22 protein-coding genes are annotated in these 21,489 nt (G+C 68.7%); 6 read left to right on the forward strand and 16 right to left on the reverse strand.

The window, feature by feature from the left end:
- Positions 1-73: 73 nt before the first annotated feature.
- Together H977_RS0129115 and H977_RS0129120 are read left to right on the forward strand one after the other, a co-directional pair.
- Entirely contained in the window at positions 74-658 is a 585-nt protein-coding gene (locus H977_RS0129115; protein WP_029111156.1) for a DUF3558 domain-containing protein, read from the forward strand.
- Positions 659-690: 32 nt separating this feature from the next.
- Positions 691-2,334: a CocE/NonD family hydrolase gene (locus tag H977_RS0129120; protein ID WP_029111157.1), complete on the forward strand. Its 1,644-nt coding sequence runs from the start codon at positions 691-693 to the stop codon at positions 2,332-2,334.
- A gap of 81 nt (positions 2,335-2,415) precedes the next feature.
- Here H977_RS0129120 and H977_RS0129125 read toward each other — a convergent pair whose 3' ends face one another.
- Positions 2,416-2,979: a DUF1802 family protein gene (locus H977_RS0129125; RefSeq protein WP_029111158.1), complete on the reverse strand. Its 564-nt coding sequence runs from the start codon at positions 2,977-2,979 to the stop codon at positions 2,416-2,418.
- A complete protein-coding gene (locus H977_RS0129130) occupies positions 2,976-3,242 on the reverse strand; it encodes a DUF2277 domain-containing protein (RefSeq protein WP_029111159.1) in 267 nt (88 codons plus the stop codon). Before H977_RS0129130 ends, H977_RS0129125 begins: the two co-directional genes overlap by 4 nt.
- A gap of 45 nt (positions 3,243-3,287) precedes the next feature.
- Between H977_RS0129130 and H977_RS0129135 the strand changes: the two genes are divergently transcribed.
- A complete protein-coding gene (locus H977_RS0129135; protein ID WP_029111160.1) occupies positions 3,288-4,043 on the forward strand; it encodes an enoyl-CoA hydratase in 756 nt (251 codons plus the stop codon).
- A gap of 8 nt (positions 4,044-4,051) precedes the next feature.
- On the opposite strand, the gene H977_RS0129140 is transcribed toward H977_RS0129135, so the two are convergent.
- The gene (locus H977_RS0129140) at positions 4,052-4,495 is read right to left on the reverse strand and encodes a MerR family transcriptional regulator (protein WP_029111161.1); all 444 of its coding nucleotides are present in this window, start codon (positions 4,493-4,495) and stop codon (positions 4,052-4,054) included.
- A gap of 46 nt (positions 4,496-4,541) precedes the next feature.
- Between H977_RS0129140 and H977_RS34185 the strand changes: the two genes are divergently transcribed.
- Positions 4,542-5,189 (forward strand): class I SAM-dependent methyltransferase, encoded by a 648-nt coding sequence (locus tag H977_RS34185; RefSeq protein ID WP_051289199.1) that lies wholly within the window; start codon positions 4,542-4,544, stop codon positions 5,187-5,189.
- Here H977_RS34185 and H977_RS0129150 read toward each other — a convergent pair.
- The 7 genes from H977_RS0129150 to rimP all read right to left on the reverse strand — a co-directional run bounded on the left by H977_RS0129150 (position 5,157) and on the right by rimP (position 12,954).
- Positions 5,157-6,491 carry an MATE family efflux transporter gene (locus H977_RS0129150; RefSeq protein WP_029111162.1) on the reverse strand — a complete coding sequence of 445 codons (1,335 nt, stop codon included), beginning with the start codon at positions 6,489-6,491 and terminating at the stop codon, positions 5,157-5,159. The two genes, H977_RS34185 and H977_RS0129150, sit on opposite strands and share 33 nt — an antisense overlap.
- Positions 6,492-6,547: 56 nt before the next feature.
- Positions 6,548-7,552, reverse strand: coding sequence for a DHH family phosphoesterase (locus H977_RS0129155; protein WP_051289282.1), 1,005 nt, complete (start codon positions 7,550-7,552; stop codon positions 6,548-6,550).
- Positions 7,545-8,048, reverse strand: coding sequence for a 30S ribosome-binding factor RbfA (gene rbfA / locus H977_RS0129160; RefSeq protein WP_029111164.1), 504 nt, complete (start codon positions 8,046-8,048; stop codon positions 7,545-7,547). The genes H977_RS0129155 and rbfA overlap by 8 nt, the downstream gene beginning before the upstream one ends.
- Positions 8,049-8,062: 14 nt before the next feature.
- A complete protein-coding gene (gene infB, locus H977_RS0129165; protein ID WP_029111165.1) occupies positions 8,063-10,870 on the reverse strand; it encodes a translation initiation factor IF-2 in 2,808 nt (935 codons plus the stop codon).
- A 102-nt stretch (positions 10,871-10,972) separates the two neighbouring features.
- Positions 10,973-11,332, reverse strand: coding sequence for a YlxR family protein (locus tag H977_RS34190; protein WP_081681901.1), 360 nt, complete (start codon positions 11,330-11,332; stop codon positions 10,973-10,975).
- A gap of 51 nt (positions 11,333-11,383) precedes the next feature.
- Positions 11,384-12,412: a transcription termination factor NusA gene (nusA, locus tag H977_RS0129175; RefSeq protein ID WP_029111166.1), complete on the reverse strand. Its 1,029-nt coding sequence runs from the start codon at positions 12,410-12,412 to the stop codon at positions 11,384-11,386.
- Positions 12,409-12,954 (reverse strand): ribosome maturation factor RimP, encoded by a 546-nt coding sequence (rimP, locus tag H977_RS0129180; RefSeq protein WP_029111167.1) that lies wholly within the window; start codon positions 12,952-12,954, stop codon positions 12,409-12,411. Before rimP ends, nusA begins: the two co-directional genes overlap by 4 nt.
- Before the next feature lie 207 nt (positions 12,955-13,161).
- Between rimP and H977_RS0129185 the strand changes: the two genes are divergently transcribed.
- Positions 13,162-13,677 (forward strand): hypothetical protein, encoded by a 516-nt coding sequence (locus tag H977_RS0129185; RefSeq protein WP_029111168.1) that lies wholly within the window; start codon positions 13,162-13,164, stop codon positions 13,675-13,677.
- Positions 13,674-14,153 carry a ferritin-like domain-containing protein gene (locus tag H977_RS0129190; RefSeq protein ID WP_029111169.1) on the forward strand — a complete coding sequence of 160 codons (480 nt, stop codon included), beginning with the start codon at positions 13,674-13,676 and terminating at the stop codon, positions 14,151-14,153. The genes H977_RS0129185 and H977_RS0129190 overlap by 4 nt, the downstream gene beginning before the upstream one ends.
- A gap of 86 nt (positions 14,154-14,239) precedes the next feature.
- On the opposite strand, the gene H977_RS0129195 is transcribed toward H977_RS0129190, so the two are convergent.
- The 6 genes from H977_RS0129195 to cobO are packed head-to-tail and all read right to left on the reverse strand — an operon-like array spanning position 14,240 to position 21,481.
- A complete protein-coding gene (locus tag H977_RS0129195) occupies positions 14,240-15,997 on the reverse strand; it encodes a proline--tRNA ligase (protein WP_029111170.1) in 1,758 nt (585 codons plus the stop codon).
- Positions 15,998-16,021: 24 nt separating this feature from the next.
- Complete coding sequence (locus tag H977_RS0129200; protein WP_029111171.1) at positions 16,022-16,684, reverse strand: 4a-hydroxytetrahydrobiopterin dehydratase family protein; 663 nt, start codon at positions 16,682-16,684, stop codon at positions 16,022-16,024.
- A gap of 22 nt (positions 16,685-16,706) precedes the next feature.
- Positions 16,707-18,227 (reverse strand): MFS transporter, encoded by a 1,521-nt coding sequence (locus H977_RS0129205; protein WP_029111172.1) that lies wholly within the window; start codon positions 18,225-18,227, stop codon positions 16,707-16,709.
- 33 nt (positions 18,228-18,260) lie between these two features.
- Positions 18,261-19,481 (reverse strand): uroporphyrinogen-III C-methyltransferase, encoded by a 1,221-nt coding sequence (cobA, locus tag H977_RS0129210; RefSeq protein WP_029111173.1) that lies wholly within the window; start codon positions 19,479-19,481, stop codon positions 18,261-18,263.
- On the reverse strand, positions 19,478-20,839 hold the full coding sequence (locus H977_RS0129215; RefSeq protein ID WP_029111174.1) for a cobyrinic acid a,c-diamide synthase CobB: 1,362 nt from the start codon (positions 20,837-20,839) through the stop codon (positions 19,478-19,480). Before H977_RS0129215 ends, cobA begins: the two co-directional genes overlap by 4 nt.
- Positions 20,840-20,866: 27 nt before the next feature.
- Positions 20,867-21,481: a cob(I)yrinic acid a,c-diamide adenosyltransferase gene (cobO, locus tag H977_RS0129220; protein WP_029111175.1), complete on the reverse strand. Its 615-nt coding sequence runs from the start codon at positions 21,479-21,481 to the stop codon at positions 20,867-20,869.
- Positions 21,482-21,489 lie beyond the last annotated feature (8 nt).

Here is a 21,489-nt window from a genome sequence, read left to right on the forward strand (position 1 = left end):
GTCCGTTGCGGCTGACCGCTACACTCCCCGCAAGCCGGGGAACGTTGTTGCCACCAATCTGCGAGGGAGTGTGATGGCCGCCAAGTTGCGCCTGTTGTCGGCGGTGACGGCGCTGGTGTCGGCGGTGATAGTGGTGTGCCAGTCGAGTCCCTCCGACGGCGCCGGCGCCGGCCCGCTACACCTCGATGTCACGGATCTTCCGATGACCAATGTGTCCACGACGATCAAATGGCCGGTCATCGAAACCACGGACCCGTCCCCGTTCGATCCGTGCAACGACATCCCGTTCGACGTGGTCCAGCGGATCGGCCTGGCCGTCACCCCGCCGGAGCCCGAGGACAGCCTGCGGTGCCACTACGACGCGGGTAACTACCAGATGGCGGTCGAGGCATTCGTCTGGCGCACCTATGAGCAGACCATCCCGCCCGACGCGGTCGAACTGGACATCGACGGGCACCGGGCCGCCCAGTACTGGATCATGAAGCCCACCGACTGGAACGACCGCTGGTGGATCACCTGCATGATCTCGTTCGACACCAGCTACGGCGTCATCCAGCAGTCGCTGTTCTACTCGCCCGTCCACTCCCCGGACCGGCCGGACTGCCTACAGACCAACCTGCAGCGGGCCCATGAACTGGCGCCGTACTACAAGTTCTGAGAACGGCGGGGACCGATCCGTAGCCTGGTCGCGTGAGCAGATTCCACCGGTACGCCGGTAAGGCCGCCAGCAGGGTCCTGGGGCTCCCCCCGCACCAGACCGACTTCACCGTGCACCACGGGTTGCGGGTGCCGATGCGCGACGGTGTCCAACTGGTCGCGGACCATTACGCACCAGTCACCGACTCGCCCGCGGGGACACTGCTGGTCCGCGGACCGTACGGCCGGCGGTTTCCCTTCTCACCCTTGTTCGCTCAGGTGTACGCGGCGCGCGGCTATCACGTGGTGTTGCAGAGTGTGCGCGGCACGTTCGGCTCTGGCGGGAAGTTCACGCCGATGGTCCACGAGATGGCCGACGGCGCCGACACCGTGGCCTGGCTGCGCGAGCAGCCCTGGTTCACCGGCTCGTTCGCCACGGTGGGCCTGTCCTATCTCGGGTTCACCCAGTGGGCCCTGCTGGCCGACCCGCCGCCGGAGATGAAGGCCGCCGTCATCACGGTCGGCCCGCACGATTTCAGCACATCATCCTGGGGCACCGGAGCCTTCAGCCTCAGCGACTTCCTGGGCTGGAGCGCGATGGTGGCCCGCCAGGAGGAGCCCGGCGTGATGCAAGCCCTCTCCCGGCAGCTGCGCGGGCCCGCCGAGCTCGCCAAAGCGACCGCCGGACTGCCGATGGGTACAGCCGCCCGCCAGTTGCTGGGCAGCGGTGCACCGTGGTTCGAATCCTGGCTGGAACATCCCGAACTCGACGATCCGTTCTGGGACCAGCTGCGGTTCGACGAGGCATTGGAGCGGGCCGAGATACCCATCCTGTTGCTCAGTGGATGGCAGGACCTGTTCCTGGACCAGAGCCTGAAGCAGTACGAGCAACTCCACCGGCGCGGTGTCCCGGTGGCGTTGACCGTCGGCCCGTGGACCCACACGCAGTTGATGACCAAGGGAGTCGCCACCGTGGTCGGCGAATCGCTCGACTGGCTGGGGGCCCATCTGGCCGGCCAGGGCGAGACGACCCGCAGCCCGGTCCGCGTTCACATCAACGGGCACGGCTGGGTGGACCTGCCGGACTGGCCGCCTGCCATGCCGGAGCACGAGCTGTTCTTGCAGCCGATGGGACGGCTGGGTCCCCCCGCGCCCCCGGAAACCGCACCCGGCTCGTCATTTGTCTATCACCCCGCCGACCCCACTCCCACGGTCGGCGGCCGGTTGCTGGCAGCTACCGGCGGCTACCGCGACGACACCCGCCTCGCCCGGCGCAGCGATGTGCTGACGTTCACCGGCGACTCGCTTGCGACCGACCTGTACGTGGCGGGCAGCCCTGTCGTCGAGCTTGCCCACAGCTGCGACAACCCCTATCACGACATCTTCGTCCGGATCAGCGAGGTGGACGCAAAAGGCCGGTCCCGCAACGTAACCGACGGATTCCGCCGGTTGAACGGGCACACCGGGCCGGTTCGGCTCGAGCTCGATGCCGTCGCCCATCGGTTCCGGGCCGGTTCGCGGATCCGGGTGATGATCGCCGGCGGCTCACATCCGCGATTCGCCCGCAACCTGGGAACCGCCGAGCCACCGGTCTCCGGTTCTCAGTTGGTGCGGGCCACTCATACGGTGCATCACGGTCGCGATGGCGTGTCCAGGGTGGTGCTGCCGGCAGGCCCCGTCCCGCCGTCAGCCGGCTGAGGCGCGCACCCGTTCGGATGAGCGCGAACAGTGCTGAAGGTTGCGGTCACGTGGTGACTCCAATCCGCAGCACTGTCGCTGTCAGCCCACTGCTCGGCGCACCCGCTCAGCGACGTCACGCAGTACCGCGTCGTCGTGCACCGGTGTGCCCCAGTCCGCCCGCACCGGCAGGTCGACCCAGCTCTTGCACCCGGCGAACTCGGGCGTGCGGGCCAGCGTGATCGGCGCGCGTAGCGGGTTCACCTGGACGACCACGACGGTCAGTCGATGTTTGGGACGAAAATCGAGCCGGTCCGCCCGCACGGACTCGGCGGTCCAGATATGTAACGACGCCAGCTCGTCGATCGCGTCGGGCCGGTTGACCTCCACTGCCGCAACAACTTTCGCTCCGGCTCGAATGGTCACCGCATCGTCGGTGCTGTCTGGCGCCGCGGCGTCGAGCAGGTCTGCGTGTTGTGGCCGCACCCGTTCGGCATGGCTGTGCGCGATCGTCGGGAACAGGACGAACTCGGGTGCCGCCACCGAGAACCGCTTCTCATGGATGCCGCCCTTGCGCAGCAGCACGGTCTGCCGGCCGTCGAGCAGCGCGTGCACCGCCGCGCTCCACTCCTTGAGCGCGGGCTGAGTCGCGAAGCTTTCGCTCACTGCGCGGCCAGCCGCGCGCGGACCTCCGGACGACGCAGTGGCGGAATGGTCTTCGGCGGCTGACGGCGCGGCGCCAGCCCGTCGAGCAGCCGGGTGGTGGTGGCGGTGACCTCGGCGACGGCGGCCTCGAACGCCTCGACATTGGCGCCGGTGGGACGGGTGAGGCCGCTGACCTTGCGCACGTACTGGCGCGCCGCGGCCTCGATCTCTTCGTCGGTAGCAGCGGGTTCCAGCCCCCGCAGCTCGGTGATGTTGCGGCACATGAGACCCACCATAGGCGCGATGAGCGCCGCGGATACGGTGAGCGCATGACCGATTCCGTACTGCTCGTCGAGACCACCGATCGGGTCCGCACCTTGACGCTGAACCGGCCCCAGGCACGCAATGCGCTCTCGGCGCGACTGCGGGCCGAGTTCTACGGCGCGCTGCGCGCAGCACAAGCCGACGACGATGTCGACGTCGTCATCCTCACCGGCGCCGATCCGGTGTTCTGTGCGGGCCTGGACCTCAAGGAACTGGGCGACACCACGGAGTTGCCCGACATCTCCCCCAAGTGGCCGGCCATGACCAAGCCGGTGATCGGCGCGATCAACGGCGCCGCCGTCACCGGAGGCCTGGAACTGGCGCTGTATTGCGACATCCTGATCGCCTCCGAGCAGGCCAAATTCGCCGACACCCACGCCCGGGTCGGGTTGCTGCCGACCTGGGGTCTGAGCGTGCGCCTGCCGCAGAAGGTCGGCGTGGGCCTGGCCCGGCGGATGAGCCTCACCGGCGACTACCTCTCGGCCACCGAGGCGCTGCGCGCCGGGCTGGTCACCGAGGTGGTCCCTCACGACGAACTGATGCCCGCCGCGCGCAAGGTGGCCGCTTCGATCGTTGCCAACAATCAGGCCGCCGTCCGCGCCCTGCTCGCCTCGTATCACCGCATCGACGAGTCCCAGACCAATCAGGGGCTGTGGATCGAGGCGGCCTCGGCGCGCGAGTGGATGGCGACGGCGAGCGGTGACGACATCGCGGCCAGCCGCAGTGCCGTGATCGAGCGGGGGCGTTCGCAGGTGCGCTGACAGGCTGATCAGTCGACGAGCCAGCCGTTTCCGGTCTGATCGGTGGCCAGTTCCTCGACACTCATCCCGTCGATGAGCCGGTCCAGCGCGCCGATCATCGTGGCGCACTCACGGGCCGGGTGGTCTTTCGGACAACTCAGCGCATGTGTCAGAAACTGTTGCGCCCCTTGCGCTTGCGCGATCACCCGATCCAGCGCGGCGATCTGTTCGCGCACCGTCTCGCGCCACTGCTCGCTCGGCGCGTCGAGCACCGCGGCCGCGGTGTCCAGCGGAAGACCCAACCGGTTCACGATCTTGAGCAACGCGAGCCGGCGAAGCTCCTCGGGTCCGTACATACGCACGCCGGCGCGCCGCGCCCGCGGGGAGACCAGTCCGCGTTCGTCGTAGTACCGCAACGCCGACGGGCTCATCTGCAACCGCGCGGCGGCCTCGCCGATCGGGATCACGTCCATCCCGCCATTTGACTTCAACCCACCTTGAACCGGCAAGGTCTACCCCATGAACGCCGGGCGTGCGATCAATCACCATGCCGACCACCCCGGGTTCGCGGGTGTCGGCGGGGTGCTGTGCGGGCTGCTCTTCTTGATGGTGGGCCGGGCCAAGGCCCGGCTGGCCTCCGATATCGCGCAGGTCTCGGCCGCAGACCATGTGGTCGATGTGGGTTGCGGACCGGGCACAGCCGCCCGGGTGGCAGTCCGCCGAGGTGCCCGAGTGACAGGCGTCGACCCCGCGTCGACCATGCTGCGAATCGCCCGCCTGGTCACCCCGAGGCGCGCGCCCATCACCTGGAGTGAGGGCACCGCTGAGGCCCTCCCGGTGCGGGACGGCTCCGCGACAGTGGTGTGGGCGCTGGCCACCGTGCACCACTGGCAGAACGTCGATGCAGCGGTTGCTGAAGCACACCGGGTGCTGGCGCCGGATGGGCGGTTGATCGCGATCGAGCGGCAATCACCCGCCGATGCCACCGGACTGGCCAGCCACGGCTGGACCGACCAGCAGGCCGAGGCCTTCGGCGAGGTGTGTCGCGACACCGGATTCGACGACGTTTCCGTGGCAGCGCGCGGCCGCGGACGGGACGCGGTGTGGGTGGTGTGCGGAAGGCGCCGAGAAGGCTCAACCCGTACCGGGCACGAGCCAACGACCTGAGGACGCCCGCCAGCCCACGAAGATGAGTCGCAGCACCATGAACGTGCTGAGCCCAGACCAGATGCCGAACAGACCCCAGCCGTAGATCAGCGACAACCAGATCAGCGGCAGGAAGCCGACCAGCGCGCTGGTCAGGGTGGCGTTGCGCATGAACTTCGCGTCGCCCGCACCCAGTAGCACGCCGTCGAGCGCGAAGACGATGCCGGCCACCGGCAATTGGGCCACCATGAACCACCACGGCACGTCGATGGCGGCCAGCACCGATTCGTCGTCGGTGAAGACAGACGGCAGGACCGAGGAGCCGACGGCGAAAATCACGGCCAGCGCCAGCCCTGCCATCGTGGAGAACAGCGTGACCCGCCAGGCCACGCTCTTGGCATGCGCGAGTTGACCCGCACCGAGCGCCGCGCCCACCAGTGACTGCGCGGCGATGGCCAGCGAATCCAGCACCAGCGCAAGGAAACTCCACACCTGCAGAACCACCTGATGCGCTGCCACGGCTGCCGCACCGAATCGCGCTGCCACCGCCCCTGCGGACAGGAAGCAGGCTTGGAAGGCCATCGAGCGCAGCAACAGATCGCGGCCCATGGTCAGCTGGGCCCGCAGCACCGCGGGCTGTACCCGCAGCGCCACCTTCTCGATCACCAGGGCGCGGAGAAACAGCAGCGCTGCCAGCCATTGCCCGACCAGGTTCGCCACCGCCGAACCGGCCAGCTCCAGTCGCGGCAGGCCCAGCCAGCCGTATACCAACAGCGGGCACAACACTGCCGACACCGCGAACCCGAACACCACGTAGCGCAGCGGACGGGCGGTGTCCTGCACTCCGCGCATCCAGCCGTTACCGGCCAGAGACACCAGAATCGCCGGGGCGGCCAGGATCGCGATCTTCAGCCAGGGCAGCGCGGCATCCGCGATGTCTGAACGGCCGGCGATCGCCGCCAGCAGCGGCACCGCCGCAGCCTGCACCACCGTGATGATGAGCAGTCCCAACCCCAGAGCCAGCCAGGTGGCCTGCACGCCTTCGCCGACCGCCGACTTCCGGTCGCCTGCCCCGAACAGACGGGCCGAGCGTGAGGTGGTCCCGTAGGACAGGAATGTCCCCTGCGAGTTGACCAGGCCGAGGATCAGGCCGCCGATGGCCAAACCGGCCAGGCTCAGGGCGCCCAGACGTCCGACGATCGCGATGTCGAACAACAAGTAGATGGGCTCGGCCGCCAGCACGCCCAGCGCGGGAAGTGCCAGGCCGGCGATACGACGGGTGGTGGCCGGGGCGACCGGAACGTCGCCTTCGGGCTCAACCATGGGACTCACCAGGCGCGGCGCCATTGATGCAGTGAAGCAAGATGCCCTCTGACGGGTCAGGCAAGAGCCTGGGCAAGCGCCTGAACGACGTCGTCGGCGGGCCCGGCCGCGGAGTATCCGGCGGCGTGCGGATGGCCACCGCCACCGAAAGAACTGGCGACCGCGGCCAGATTGAGCGACTTCGCCCGCATCGACACCGACCAGTGTTGCGGCTCGATCTCTTTGAACACCGCCGCCACCTCTGCCTGCTGGGTGGTCCGCACGATGTCGACGATGCTCTCCACTTCCTCGGGCCGGGCGCTGGACCATTCGTCATGCGGCACAACGGCATACACCAGTCCGCGGCCACCGACCGCCTCCGGCAGCAACCGTGCCGACGCCAATACCCGTGACAGCATCGGCAGCCACGCGAATGGGTGTGTGTCGAGCAGGGTACGACTGATCGAGGCGTTGTCCACCCCGAGTTCGACCAGTCGGGCCGCCAACCGGTGCGCCCGCGCGGTCGCCCAGCGGAACGAACCGGTGTCGGTGGTCAGCCCGGCGTACAGACAGTGCGCCACCCACTTGTCGATGGGTTTGTCCCAGGCGTCGAGGAGTTCGGCCACCAGCATGGTGGTGGAGTCCGCCGTGGGATCGACGTAGTTGGCCGTGCCGAACAACTGGTTGGACGCATGGTGGTCGATGACCAGCACCTGGCGTCCGTCCTCGGCCAGCGCCCGCAACGCGCCGAGTCGGTTGACGCTCGGAATGTCCACTGTGACAACCAGATCCGCATCATCGCGGATCGCGTTCGGCGCAACCATGAGGTGCCCGCCCGGCAGGGTCTGCAGGGATTCGGGCAGCTGGTCGGGAGCCGCGAAGGCTACCTCGACCTGCTTGCCCGCGTCGTCGAGCACCTGGGCCAGCGCCAGGCCGGCACCGATGGTGTCGGCATCGGGATAGACGTGACACACCACGCTGATGCTGGCGGCATCCGACAGGAGGTCGGCGGCCGCACGCGCATCGACACGCTGACCGGGAGGGCACCCGTTGGGAACCCCTGAATGAGCAGTATCAGTCATCCGTTCGATCGCGGTCACCGGCATCCTCTGTGTCTGCCCCGTCGGCAAGCCCGTCCATGTCTTCCGCCCCGCTCACACGGTACGGGTCCGCGTCACCGGCGTGCTTGGCGCCCTCCCGAACTCTCGCCAAATCCTCGTCGGCGGCCCGTGCGCGGGCCAGCAGCTCCTCCATCCGGTGCGCCGCGTCGGGCACGGTGTCCCGGACGAACGCCAGGGTCGGGGTGAATCGCACCCCGGTCCCGGCGCCCACCTTGGTCCGCAATACGCCCTTGGCGCTCTCCAGCGCCGCCGCCACACCGGCATAATCCGGTTCCTCATCGAGACTGGTGCCGATGACGGTGTAGTACAGCGTGGCGTCGTGCAGATCACCGGTCATCTTGGCATCGGTGATCGTCACGCCGTTCAGCCGCGGATCCTTGATCTCGTACTCGATCGCCGAGGCGACGATGGTGGAGATCCGTTTGGCAAGCCGCTTGGCCCGTGCGGGATCAGCCATTTACTTCGCCGCCCCTACACACGCTGCTTTTCCACCAGCTCGTACGTCTCGATGACGTCGCCTTCCTTGATGTCGTTGTAGGTCAGAGTCAGACCACACTCGTAACCTTCGCGGACCTCGGTGGCATCGTCCTTCTCCCGCTTGAGCGAGGACACCGTGAGGTTCTGCGCCACCACCGTGTTGTCCCGCAGCAGGCGGGCCTTGGCGTTGCGGCGCATGATGCCCGAGGTGACGAGGCAGCCGGCGATGTTGCCGACCTTGGACGACCGGAAGATAGCCCGGATCTCGGCGCGGCCGAGTTCCTTCTCCTCGTACACCGGCTTGAGCATGCCCTTGAGGGCCTTCTCGATCTCGTCGATGGCCTGGTAGATCACCGAGTAGTACCGGATCTCCACACCCTCGCGGTTGGCCAGCTCGGTCGCCTTGCCCTCGGCACGGACGTTGAACCCGATGATGATCGCGTCCGAGGCCGATGCCAGGTTGACGTTGGTCTCGGTGACACCACCGACACCGCGGTCGATGACCCGCAGCTCCACTTCGTCGTCGATCTGGATGCCCATCAAGGCTTCCTCGAGGGCTTCGACCGTACCGGCGTTGTCGCCCTTGAGGATCAGGTTCAGCTGACTGGTTTCCTTCAGCGCCGAATCCAGGTCTTCCAGGCTGATCCGCTTGCGGCTGCGTGCGGCCAGCGCGTTGCGCTTGCGCGCGCTGCGCCGGTCGGCGATCTGCCGGGCGATGCGGTCCTCGTCGACAACCAGGAAGTTGTCACCGGCACCGGGCACCGACGTGAAGCCGATGACCTGGACCGGACGCGAGGGCAGCGCCTCTTCGACGTCCTCGCCGTGCTCGTCGACCATGCGGCGGACGCGGCCATAGGCATCGCCGGCCACCACCGAGTCGCCGACGCGCAGCGTGCCGCGCTGGATGAGCACCGTGGCCACCGGACCGCGACCGCGGTCCAGGTGTGCCTCGATGGCCACACCCTGGGCCTCCATGTCGGGGTTGGCCCGCAGGTCCAGGGATGCATCGGCGGTCAGGATGACCGCTTCCAGCAGCGCCTCGATGTTGGTGCCCTGCTTGGCGGAGATATCGACGAACATGGTCTCGCCGCCGTACTCCTCGGCCACCAGGTTGTACTCGGTGAGCTGCGCCCGGATCTTTGCCGGATCAGCGCCTTCCTTGTCGATCTTGTTGACCGCCACCACGATCGGCACGTCAGCTGCCTGCGCGTGGTTGATGGCCTCCACCGTCTGCGGCATGACACCGTCGTCGGCGGCGACCACCAGGATCGCGATGTCGGTGGCCTTGGCACCACGGGCACGCATGGCGGTGAACGCCTCGTGACCCGGGGTGTCGATGAAGGTGATCGGCCGGACGTTGCCGTCCAGATCGACCTCGACCTGGTAGGCACCGATGTGCTGGGTGATACCGCCGGCCTCGCCCTCGCGGACGGTGGCGTTGCGGATGGTGTCCAGCAGTCGGGTCTTGCCGTGGTCGACGTGACCCATGACGGTGACCACAGGCGGGCGGAACTCGAGATCGTCCTCGTCGCCCTCGTCCTCGCCGTAGGTGAGGTCGAAGGACTGCAGCAGTTCGCGGTCCTCGTCCTCGGGCGAGACAACCTGCACCTTGAAGTTCATCTCGCTGCCGAGCAGCTCGAGGGTGTCGTCACCGACCGACTGGGTCGCGGTGACCATCTCACCGAGGTTGAACAGCGCCTGGACCAGTGCGGCCGGGTTGGCGTCGATCTTCTCGGCGAAGTCGCTCAGCGATGCACCGCGGGCCAGCCGGATGGTCTCGCCGTTGCCCTTCGGCAACCGCACGCCACCGACGACCGGTGCCTGCATGTTCTCGTATTCGGCGCGTTTCGCGCGCTTCGACTTGCGGCCGCGCTTGGGCGCGCCGCCGGGACGACCGAACGCACCCGCCGCGCCACCGCGCTGACCGGGACGACCGCCGCCACCACCGGGACGGCCCCTGAAGCCACCAGCGGCCGCGCCTGCTCCAGCGCCGCCACCGCCGCCGGCGCCGCCGCCGCGGTAGTTACCGCCGCCGCCACCGCCGGGACGAGCTCCCTGACCGCCGCCACCGGGACGGGGTCCACCGCCCGGACGGGGTCCGGGGCGTGGGCCGCCACGGCCCGGAGCGCCGGCACCTGCCGGACGCGGGGGCATGTTGCCGGGCGAGGGACGCGGGCCGCCGCCGGGACGCGGCGCACCCGGCCGCGGCTGCGGACGCGGAATGGGCCGTTCGACGGGCTGCTGTGATGAGAACGGATTGTTGCCGACGCGCGGTGCACGGGGGGCCGGCTTCGGCGCACCCGATGCCGGGCCCGGACGGGGGCCGGGGGTGGCACCGGGGCTCGGCCGGGGACCGGGCGTTGCGCCTGGTGCCGGTGCTTCCGGGGCACTGGGTGCAGCGGCAGCCGGTGCACTCGGTGCGGCCGGAGGCTGCGGAGCCGCGGGCTTGGGTGCTGCGGGCCGCGGCGAGGCCGGGGCGGCCTCAGCGGCCGGAGCCTCGGGTTCGGGCGCCGGAGCCGCGGGCTTGGCCGGAGCCGGCTTGGCTGCGGTCGCCGGGCTGGGAGCGCCGGGCTTGGGTGCCGCGGACGCGGACCCAGCCTGCGGACGCGGCTTGTCTTCGGGCTTCTTACCGCCGGCTTTTGCGCCGAACGATTCGCGCAATCGACGCGCGACTGGCGCCTCCACTGTGGAGGACGCCGACTTCACGAACTCGCCCTGCTCCTTGAGCTTGGCCAAGAGTTCCTTGCTGGTGACACCGAGTTCCTTCGCCAACTCGTGCACGCGGGCCTTACCTGCTGCCACTACATCTCCTCGTCTGGAGGCAACAGCGGTGGTAGGCGCCGCGCCTCGGGTTTAGCTATGACGCATGGTCATCGGGACTTCACGGTGTGCTCATGTTCTTCGCTACCTGTTCTGTTGCCGGGGCACCGAGCTGTCGAGATCTTCAGCGATCCTCTCGACGTACTCGATCACCGCGGATGAATCCGGTGAACCGGTGAGTCGCAACGCTCGGACGAAAGCTCGTCGCCGCACTGCCATCTGTGCGCACTGCTGGTCGGGGTGCAGCCACGCACCACGCCCTGGCAGGCTTGCCGTGGGGTCAACGGTTACGGAACTCGTCCCGTTCCCGTCGGTCACCGCGACCACTCGGAGCAACTCGGCGGCCAACTCTCGCTTCCGGCACCCGATGCAGGTCCGCACTGGTCCGACAGAGGTGTCGGAGGTGCTTCGATGCGTCAGAGCCGGAGTCTCGCGCTGGATCACGGCTGAGTCTACCGCCCCGGGCGCTGTGCTCCGAAACGCCCGGCACTTCTGTCAATCGTGTACCGCCCCGGGCCGGACATCATTGTCCGGTTGCGGCGCCGCGTCGCTGCGGATATCGATGCGCCAACCGGTGAGGCGGGCCGCCAACCTGGCGTTCTGCCCCTCCTTGCCGATCGCCAGGGAGAGCTGGAAATCGGGCACGATCACTCGTGCGGCCCGCGCCGCCTCGTCGATCACCGATACCGACACCACTTTGGCCGGCGACAGGGCATTGGCGACGAAACGGGCCGGGTCCTCGTCGTAGTCGATGATGTCGATCTTCTCGCCGGACAATTCACTCATCACATTGCGCACGCGCTGGCCCATCGGGCCGATACATGCGCCCTTGGCATTGAGGCCCGGGACCCGGGAGGCCACCGCGATCTTGGACCGGTGTCCCGCCTCGCGGGCCACGGCCACGATCTCCACCGATCCGTCGGCGATCTCGGGTACCTCCAGCGAGAACAGCTTGCGGACCAGGTTCGGATGGGTGCGTGACAAGGTGATCAACGGCTCACGCGCGCCTCGGGTGACGCCGACGACGTAGCACCGCAGGCGGTCACCGTGCTCGTAGCGCTCCCCCGGCACCTGCTCGGCGCTGGGGATCACCCCTTCGGAGCCCTTGGTCTCGCTGCCGATCCGTACGACGACCAGCCCGCGGGCGTTGGCTCGCGCGTCGCGCTGGATCACGCCGGCGACGATGTCGCCCTCATGAGCCGCGAACTCGCCGTAGGTCTTCTCGTTCTCCGCGTCACGCAGCCGCTGCAAGATCACCTGCCGTGCCGTGGTGGCCGCGATCCGGCCGAATCCCTCAGGCGTGTCATCCCATTCATGCAGCACGTTGCCGTCGGCATCGGTCTGACGAGCGATCACCTTGACCACACCGGTCTTGCGGTCGATGTCGATGTACGCGTCGGGCTCGTGCCCTTCGGTGTGGCGATATGCGGTGAGCAATGCCGATTTGATGGTCTCGACAACCACATCGACGGTGATGCCTTTGTCCGCTTCGATGGCATGCAGCGCCGCCATGTCGATGTTCATTCGCCGGCCCCCTTCCCGGTTTCTCCCGACAGTTCCAGTTCACGTCGGTTCGGAGGTGAAAACTCCACTTGGACAACGGCTTTGGCGATATCTTCAAGGGCCAGCTCACGGACGGCCAGATCACGTCCTTCTGGGACCACGACTTTCAGCACCGTGCCGTCGGTTTCACCCAGCCTGCCGGTGAGAACCGAACCATCGGTCAGCGTCAGCTCAGCCTTGCGCCCGCGGGCGCGGCGAAAGTGCTTGGCCTGGGTCAGCGGCCGGTCCACACCCGGCGAGGTGACGTCGAGCACATACGGCGTGTCGCCCTGCGCTACCTGATCGAGCAGCTCCGAGGCCCTCCGCGACAGCCCTGCCAGCGAATCGAGATCGAGGCCTTCTTCGCCATCGGCGATCACGGTGATGCGGGGAGGGCGGACCGAGGCGTCGATCACGACATCGTCGATTTCATAACCGGCGCGCGCGAACTCGCCGTCAAGTAGCTCGATCACCTGCGTCTGCGACGGCAAATCCGCAGACCGCAACTTTGGATCCGGTGCCACGGCGAGCTCCTCATCTTGAATTGTCTCCGACACAAATGCCAGGGCCAGCCACCTGGGCGGCCCCGGAATCGCCTATTCACGATACGCCAGGCCCGCCGCAGCAACCGCCAATCGACGGCTGGTGCGTGGCGAATGTCGTCGCCCCGAAGCCCGCCGGCCGGTCAGCGCCGCGTCAGACCGGTGCTCGGGCAATGGCAGGATGTTCACGTGCCGAGCGCCCATGCAGACATCAGCCGACGGCGCGTACTGCTCTCGGCCGCGGCCCTTGCCCTGTTGGGCGCCACCGCCGCCGCCTGCGGTACGACGACCCCTCAGCCCGAAGTGGACGACCTGACCGAGCAGTGGGACCGGGCGCGTGCCGACAGTGCACTGGCCGCAGATGCGGCGGCCGCCCAGTCCGCCCAGTCAGCGGCGACGCGGGCGTTGACGGCGGTGGCGAATGACCGCACCGCGCACGCCAAGGCACTGTCCGACGAGTTGACCCGGATGACGGGAACCGCCCCCGCGGACGACCCCGCCGGCACCACGACCACGTCCACCCCGAGCACCGGTGCCGATCCGTCCGCACCCGGTGTCGACGACGTCGTCAACGCACTCAAGCAGTCCGCCGACAGCGCCGCGGGCCTGGCCCGCACGCTCTCCGGCTACCGCGCCGGCCTACTCGGATCCATCGCGGCCTCGTGCACGGCCGCCTACACCGTCGCACTGGGAGGCGGACAGTGACCTCACCGGGACCCCGATCGACCACGTCACCGACCCGCCCGACCACCGCGGCCGATGCCGCCCTGTTCGACGCCGTGGCCGTCGAGCACGGGGCCATCTACGGCTACGGGCTGGTATCGGCCCATTCGACGCCCGAGGAAAACGCCCTGGTGGCGACGGCGATGGCCGACCACCGGTCACGGCGTGAATCCGCCATCACGATGCTCCAAGCGCGCTCGGTGACTCCGCCGCTGCCCGCGGCCGGCTATCAGCTGCCCTCACCTGTGGCGGACCCGTCCGACGCCGCCAACCTGGCGATACGCATGGAAGAGGACACCTCGGTGGCCTGGCGGGCAGTGCTCGAGCAGGCCACCAGCCCCGAGGACCGCGCGTTCGCGATGACCGCGCTGACGCAGACAGCCGTCACCGCCGCCAAGTGGCGCGCGATCGTGAATACCTGGCCGGTGACGGTCGCCTTCCCCGGCGGCGGCGAATAGGCGAACAGCCGTTCGCCGCTTTCCACCTGAGGGTCACAGCGCGTGGGAGGCGGCGACCCCGGTGTGGAAAGCGACGACGCTGCGGGCTAACCGGTGAGTGCGGCCGAGATCTCGGTGGCCGCGTCGTCGACGGCGATCTCGCGGTTCTCGCCGGTGAACCGGTTGCGCAGCTCCACCACACCGTCGGAGAATCCGCGCCCGACCACCACGATCCACGGCATCCCCAGCAACTCGGCGTCCTTGAACTTCACGCCGGGTGAGGCCTTGCGGTCGTCGAACAGCACCTCATGGCCCAGCCGGTCCAGGGCGGCGACGAGTTCGGTCGCTCCGGCCCGTGCGGCGTCGTCCTTGTTGGCCACCACCACGTGCACGTCAAAGGGCGCGACGGCGCTCGGCCAGCGCAGGCCCAACTCGTCGTGCTGCTGCTCGGCGATCACCGCGACCATGCGGGACACACCGATCCCGTACGAGCCCATCGTGAGCCGCACCGGCTTGCCGTCCTCGCCGAGCACGTCGGCGGTGAAGGCATCGGCGTACTTGCGGCCCAGCTGGAAGATGTGGCCGATCTCGATGCCACGGGCCGAGGTCAGCACACCGGCGCCGTCCGGCGACAGGTCGCCGTCGCGGACCTCGGCGGCCTCGATGGTGCCGTCAGGGGTGAAGTCGCGGCCCGCGACGAGGCCGACCACGTGCTGGTTGGGCGCATCGGCACCGGTGATCCACGAGGTACCGTCCACCACGCGCGGATCTACGAGGTAACGAACGCCGTTGTCCAACAACGCCTTCGGTCCGACGTAGCCCTTCACCAGGAACGGGTTCTTGGCGAAGTCGCCGTCGTCGAGCAGCGCGAACTCGGCCGGCTCCAGCGCAGCACCGAGGCGCTTCTCGTCGACCTCACGGTCGCCGGGTATGCCCACCGCCAGCAGCTCCCACTCGCCACCCGGCACGCGGGTCTTGAGCAGGACGTTCTTCAAGGTGTCGGCGGCGGTGACCGCACGCCCCGAGAACTGTTCCAGCTCAGCCGAATTCGCCCAATCGACCAGGGTCGCGATGGTCGGGGTGTCCGGGGTCTGGTGTACCTGGGCCTCGGGCAGACCTTCGATCGGCAGCGGCGCAGGCGCCCGGGTGATCACCGCTTCGACATTGGCGGCATACCCGGAATCCAGGCAGCGCACGAACGTGTCCTCACCGACCTCGCTCTCGGCCAGGAACTCCTCCGAGGCACTGCCGCCCATCGCGCCGGAGACCGCCGACACGATCACGTAGCGCACGCCCAGGCGGCCGAAGATCTTCTGGTACGCCTCGCGGTGGGCGTGGTAGGCGTTCTTGAGACCGTCCTCGTCCACGTCGAACGAGTACGAGTCCTTCATCACGAACTCGCGGCCACGCAGGATGCCTGCGCGCGGCCGCGCCTCGTCGCGGTACTTGGTCTGGATCTGATACAGGATCGCCGGGAAATCCTTGTAGGAGGAGTACTCCCCCTTGACGGTCAGCGTGAAGATCTCCTCGTGCGTCGGCCCGAGCAGATAGTCGTTGCCACGCCGGTCCTGCAGCCGGAACAAGGTGTCGCCGTACTCGGTCCACCTGTTGGTGGTCTCATACGGACCACGGGGCAGCAGCGCGGGCAGCAGGATCTCCTGGCCGCCGATCGCGTTCATCTCTTCCCGCACAATGCCCTCGATGCGGCGCAGCACCCGCAGACCCAGCGGCAGCCAGCTATAGATGCCGGGGCCGACCGGTCGGACGTAGCCGGCCCGGATCAGCAGCTTGTGGCTGGGTACTTCGGCATCAGCGGGGTCGTCGCGCAGAGTTCGCAGGAACAGCTCGGACATGCGGGTGATCACAGGCGACAACCTTAAGGCGTGTCTTCAGTCACGGCCCTGCCAGGTACAGATGCAGGCCTCGTTGCCCTCCGCGTCGGCGAGCACCCAGAAGCGTGGCGCCACCCGGTCACTGACCAATCTGCCGCCGGCGGCCAGTGCCGCGTCGACGCGGGCCTGCGCCGCATCGTGGGTGACATCGATGTCGAGGTGGATCCGATTGCGTTGCGAGCGGGGCGCATCCATCTGCTGGAACCAGATGGCGGGGCCGCGGCCGAACGGATCGACGAGTCCGGCATTGAGGTCGAGGTTGCCCGGCTCGTCGACATATCCTGTGGCGGCCTTCCAGAAGGGGCGTATGGCGCCGATGTCGAGCGCGTCGATCGCGATCTCGAATGCCTGGATGGCACCCGGCCCGGTAGACAGTTCGAAGCCATGCGCCGCCAACACCTGTGACACCGCGGCGGCCAGCGCCAGGTCCCGCTCGGTCACCGCATGGGCGTCCTGAGTGCGCAGACGCAGTATGGCCCGGTCCGACCGGATGTCGATCGAAAGATGGCCGGACGCATCGGAACCGGCCGCGTGCACAGCATGAGAGGCCGCGGCAACGGCATCGGCCATCGAAGGCGAGAGCACCTCGGTGTAGAGCGCGCCCAACACCAGACGCCAGCCCAGCGGGCCGACGGCTTCGGAGATCTCCCGGCGATTCATCGGTGTCGACCTCTCAGGGGTGTCAGTCGACCTCGAGCTCTCCCGCATCGATGGCGTCCTTGACCTCTTGGGCATGCGCCACCTGTTCGGAGGTGTAGCCGATGAACAACGCGGCGACGCCGACCAGGACCGCGACCGCGGCCACCCACAGCAGCCCGTAGGTATAGCCCGCGTCGAGTGCGGCCAGTTGCGGACCGTTCATGTCCTTCACCGGGCCGGTGACCCCACCGAGGAACAGAGTCCGCGAGGTGATGACCGCCTGGATGATGGCCAGCACGAGCGGGCCGCCGAGGTTCTGCAGCATCAGCGCGATGGCCGAGGCGGGGCCGATGCGGTCGAAGCCGACTCCGGCGATCGCCGCGAGGGTCAGCGGCACCACGATCATGCCGATGCCGATGCCGCCGACGGTGATCGGAAGTACCAGGTTCGGGAAATAAGGGATGCCGGCGTGCAGCGTCGAGCCGTAGAGCATCGCGCCCAGCACCAGGACGCCGCCCGCGATGACCACGATGCGCGGCTGGAAGAACCGCACGACCTGCGACGAGGTCCCCAGGCCGATGCCCATGCCGATCACGAAGGGGATGAAGCCCACGCCGGCGTGCAGGGCGCTGTAACCGAGGATGTCCTGCACGTAGAGGCCGATCAGCACGGTGAGGGTGAACAGCACGCCGCCGGCCAGGAAGATCGCCGCGAACGTGGCGACCCGGTTGCGCTCGTGGAACAGGTCGAACGGCACCACCGGGTTCTCGGCGCTGCGTTCGGCTATGAGGAAGGCGATGCCGAAGACCGCCGCGGCAGCACCTGAGCCCAGCGTGATCGGCGCCAACCAGCCGCTCTCGGGCCCCTGGGTGAAGGCGAACACCGCGGCCGTGCAGGCCAGGGTCGCCAGCATGGCGCCGGCCGCGTCGAGCTTCATCCGCTCGCGGTTGGTCTCGCGCAGCGCGGTGCGGGCCAGGTAGAGCATCACCAGGCCGATCGGCACGTTGACCAGGAACGCCAACCGCCAGGACACCTCGGTGAGGGCGCCGCCGACCACCAGGCCCATCACCGAGCCGATGGCGGTCATGGCGCCGAACACCGCGGTGGCGGCGTTACGTGCCGGCCCCTTGGGGAATGTGGTGGCGACCAGCGCCAAACCTGTCGGAGATGCGATGGCGGCGCCGACGCCCTGCAACAGCCGGGCAGTGACCAGGGTCGTCTCGTTCCAGGCGATGCCGCACAGGATCGAGGCGATGGTGAACAACGCGACGCCGACGATGAAGGTCCGTTTGCGCCCGATCGTGTCGCCGAGCCGCCCGCCCAGCAGCATCAAGCCGCCGAAGGTGAGGACGTACGCGGTGATCACCCAGCTGCGCCCGGCGTCGGAAAGGCCCAACTCGTCCTGGATCCTCGGCAGTGCCACGATCGCGACCGTGCTGTCCATCGTGGCCAGCAGTTGCATACCGCCGATCGCGATGACTGCGGAAAGGAAGCCCCAGGACGGGAACCAGGACGGGAGGCGGGCAGCGAGGCCCTGGCGCTCGGCGTCGTTGAGTGCCGTCATACCGCGCCACCTTACCGGAATCTTAAGAATCCTTTAACCGGCGAAGGCTGCCACGGGTCCGATCACGATGATCGCCGGAGGTCGAATGCCGTCCGCACGAATCCTCTCGGGGGCGTCGGCCAGGGTGGCCCGCATGGTGCGCTGCGCGACGGTCGTGCCGTGTTGCACCACCAGCACCGGCGTATCCGCAGGTCGGCCACCATCCAGCAGCACCTTGGTGAACAGCTCGATGCGTTCGACCGCCATCAGCAGCACGATCGTGCCGGTCATCGCGGCCAGCGCATTCCAATTGACTAACGATTCGGGGTGACCGGGCGCGACATGGCCGCTCACCACCACGAACTCATGGGTCATGCCCCGGTGGGTGACCGGAACCCCGGCCAGCGCCGGTACCGATATGGCGCTGGTCACACCCGGGACGACGGTGACCGGGATACCGGCCTCGGTGCAGGCCAGAACCTCTTCATAACCGCGGGCGAAGACGAACGGATCGCCGCCCTTGAGGCGGACCACGAACTTTCCGGCGCGGGCCCGGTCGACAAGGAGCTGGTTGATCGCCTCCTGCGCCATCGCCCGGCCATAAGGGATCTTGGCCGCGTCGATCACCTCGACATGGGGTCCGAGTTCGGCCAACAGCTCCTGGGGTGCCAGCCGGTCGGCGACGACGACATCGGCGCGCGCCAGCAGGCGCCGTCCCCGCACGGTGATCAGCTCGGGGTCGCCCGGACCGCCACCGACGAGGGCCACACCCTTGGGTGCCTCGCCCGGCTCTTCACCGGAATCGGCGGTGAGCAGACCGCGCTGCAGCGCTTCGTGGATGGCGGTGCGGATGGCAGCCGAGCGGCGATGCTCACCGCCCGCGAGGACACCCACCGAGAGACCGTCGGAGTCGAATGTCGCGGGGGTCACCGCGGAGCCCTCGCGAGCCACGTCGGCCCGGACACAGAAGATCCGCCGTTCGTCGGCTTCGGCCGCGATGGCGGCATTGACCTCGGAGTCGTCGGTCGCCGCGAGCACATACCAGGCGCCGTCGAGATCGCCGGCCCGGAAGTCGCGCAGTTGCAGCGTGATCCCCGGTTCGTCGTGCGACAGCGCCTCGACCGCGGGGCTCGCCGCCCGGGCGATCACGTGCACGTCGGCACCGTGGGCGATCAGCAGGGGCAGCCGGCGTTGCGCGACGGTCCCGCCACCGACGACGACGACCTTCTTGCCGGACAACCGCAGGCCGACGAGGTAGGCATTCTCCGAAGTCACCCGCCGAGCTTAGTTCGTGCCGCTGTCGTGACGAACCGGGTGATCGCCGCGGGATGCGCCGCAGGGTGGGTGTGCAGGTACCCGGCGTGCACGCCGCCCCGGACCGTGCCGTCGCGCCGAACCGCCTGTCCGGGGCCGGCGAAGGCCCACGCAGGTGGCACGTCGCCGGCGAATTCCACTGCGGTTCGGTGGAATTCATGTCCCGTGACGCGGTCACCGGCGGCATGCAGGCACGAGTCGACGACGGCGACCGCGTCGCGGTACCCCAGGGTCAGGCGCTCGGTGAACCGTGCCGAGCCGGCCACCACACCGCACATCGGTACCCCGTCGAGGTCGTCGACCAGATAGGTCAGACCGGCGCACTCGGCATGCACGGGGGCGCCGCGGGCGGCCAGGTCCCTGATCTGCTGGCGCACAATGTCGTTGGCCGACAGTTCGGCGGTGAACTGTTCGGGGAACCCGCCGGGCAGCACCAGCGCGTCCACACCGGCGGGCAGTGCGCCGGTCAGCGGGTCGAACTCCGCCACCTGCGCGCCGGCCCCACGCAACAGTTCGGCGTGCTCGGCGTAGCTGAAGCTGAACGCCTTGCCCGCCGCGAGGGCGACCGTGACATTGGTCACCGACTCCGCCGCCGGACTCCACGGCTCGGCGGTCACGTGGGCAGACGATGCGGCGACAACGGCGTTCAGGTCGACGTGACGGGCCACCAGCGCGGTCATGGCAGCCACCGCATCGCGCGCCTGACGGCCGTGTTCGACCGCGGTGATGAGCCCGAGATGCCGTGAGGGAACAGACAATTCATCGGCCCGCGGGATCGAGCCGAATACCGCGACCCCGGCATGCTCACAGGCTTGGCGCAACACCGCCTCGTGCCGGTCCGAACCCACCCGGTTGAGGATCACCCCGGCGATCCGCACCGAGGGGTCGAACGTGACGAACCCGTGTAGCAGCGCGGCGATGCTGTGGCTCTGCCCGCGGGCGTCGACCACCAATACCACCGGAGCCCCCAGCAGACCGGCGACCTGGGCCGCCGAACCCCGCGGGATACCGGTCATCTGCCCCTCGATCCGACCGTCGAACAGGCCCATGACGCCCTCGACGACCGCGATGTCGGCGCCGGTGCAGCCGTGCCGGTAGAGCGGACCGATCAGATCCTCACCGACGAGTACCGGGTCGAGGTTGCGGCCCGGACGGCCCGCGGCCAGGGCGTGGTAGCCGGGGTCGATGAAGTCCGGCCCGACCTTGAACGGCGCCACCGCATGACCGGCCTGGCGCAGTGCACCGATGAGACCCGTTGCCACCGTGGTCTTCCCGCTGCCCGAGGCCGGTGCGGCGATCACCACCGCCGGAGTGGTCACCCGCGCACCGCGCTCACCACGCCCCGCCTACCATTCGATGCCCTTCTGGCCTTTGCGGCCGGCATCCATCGGGTGCTTGATCTTGGTCATCTCCGTCACCAGATCCGCGGCGTCGATCAAGCCTTGCGGGGCGTCGCGGCCGGTGATCACCACGTGCTGCGTGCCGGGACGCGTGCTGAGCACGTCGACAACCTCGTCTACGGAGACCCAGCCCCACTTGAGCGGGTAGGTGAACTCGTCGAGCACGTAAAAGTCGTGGCGCTCCTCGGCCAGGCGGCGGCGGATCTCGGCCCAGCCGTCGGCGGCGGCCGCCGCATGGTCGACGTCACTGCCGTGCTTGCGGGTCCAGGACCAGCCCGACCCCATCTTGTGCCACTCCACCGGTCCGCCGGCCCCGTGCTCGTCGTGCAGTCGACCGAGCTGACCGAACACGGCCTCCTCCCCGACCTTCCACTTCGCGCTCTTGACGAACTGGAACACCGCCACCGAGAAGCCCTGGTTCCACGCCCGCAGCGCCATCCCGAAGGCCGCGGTCGACTTCCCCTTCCCCGGCCCGGTGTGCACGGCGAGCAGCGGCGCGTTGCGGCGGGCCTTGGTGGTCAGGCCGTCGTCGGGAACGGTCAGCGGCTGTCCCTGTGGCATGGGCGGTC

It is taken from the genome of Mycobacterium sp. URHD0025 (genome assembly GCF_000426065.1).
In the GTDB taxonomy this organism is placed as follows: Bacteria; Actinomycetota; Actinomycetes; order Mycobacteriales; family Mycobacteriaceae; genus Mycobacterium.

What these genes read in the sequence shown, in the direction of transcription:
- rbfA (WP_029111164.1), bottom strand. Translation starts at nt 8,048, where the DNA reads ATGGCTGATCCCGCACGGGCCAAGCGGCTTGCCAAACGGATCTCCACC.
- nusA (WP_029111166.1), bottom strand. Translation starts at nt 12,412, where the DNA reads ATGAACATCGACATGGCGGCGCTGCATGCCATCGAAGCGGACAAAGGC.
- H977_RS0129115 (WP_029111156.1), top strand. Translation starts at nt 74, where the DNA reads ATGGCCGCCAAGTTGCGCCTGTTGTCGGCGGTGACGGCGCTGGTGTCG.
- H977_RS0129140 (WP_029111161.1), bottom strand. Translation starts at nt 4,495, where the DNA reads ATGGACGTGATCCCGATCGGCGAGGCCGCCGCGCGGTTGCAGATGAGC.
- H977_RS34185 (WP_051289199.1), top strand. Translation starts at nt 4,542, where the DNA reads ATGAACGCCGGGCGTGCGATCAATCACCATGCCGACCACCCCGGGTTC.
- cobO (WP_029111175.1), bottom strand. Translation starts at nt 21,481, where the DNA reads ATGCCACAGGGACAGCCGCTGACCGTTCCCGACGACGGCCTGACCACC.
- H977_RS0129205 (WP_029111172.1), bottom strand. Translation starts at nt 18,227, where the DNA reads ATGACGGCACTCAACGACGCCGAGCGCCAGGGCCTCGCTGCCCGCCTC.
- H977_RS0129150 (WP_029111162.1), bottom strand. Translation starts at nt 6,491, where the DNA reads ATGGTTGAGCCCGAAGGCGACGTTCCGGTCGCCCCGGCCACCACCCGT.
- H977_RS0129135 (WP_029111160.1), top strand. Translation starts at nt 3,288, where the DNA reads ATGACCGATTCCGTACTGCTCGTCGAGACCACCGATCGGGTCCGCACC.
- H977_RS0129155 (WP_051289282.1), bottom strand. Translation starts at nt 7,552, where the DNA reads ATGACTGATACTGCTCATTCAGGGGTTCCCAACGGGTGCCCTCCCGGT.
- H977_RS0129200 (WP_029111171.1), bottom strand. Translation starts at nt 16,684, where the DNA reads ATGAATCGCCGGGAGATCTCCGAAGCCGTCGGCCCGCTGGGCTGGCGT.
- H977_RS0129130 (WP_029111159.1), bottom strand. Translation starts at nt 3,242, where the DNA reads ATGTGCCGCAACATCACCGAGCTGCGGGGGCTGGAACCCGCTGCTACC.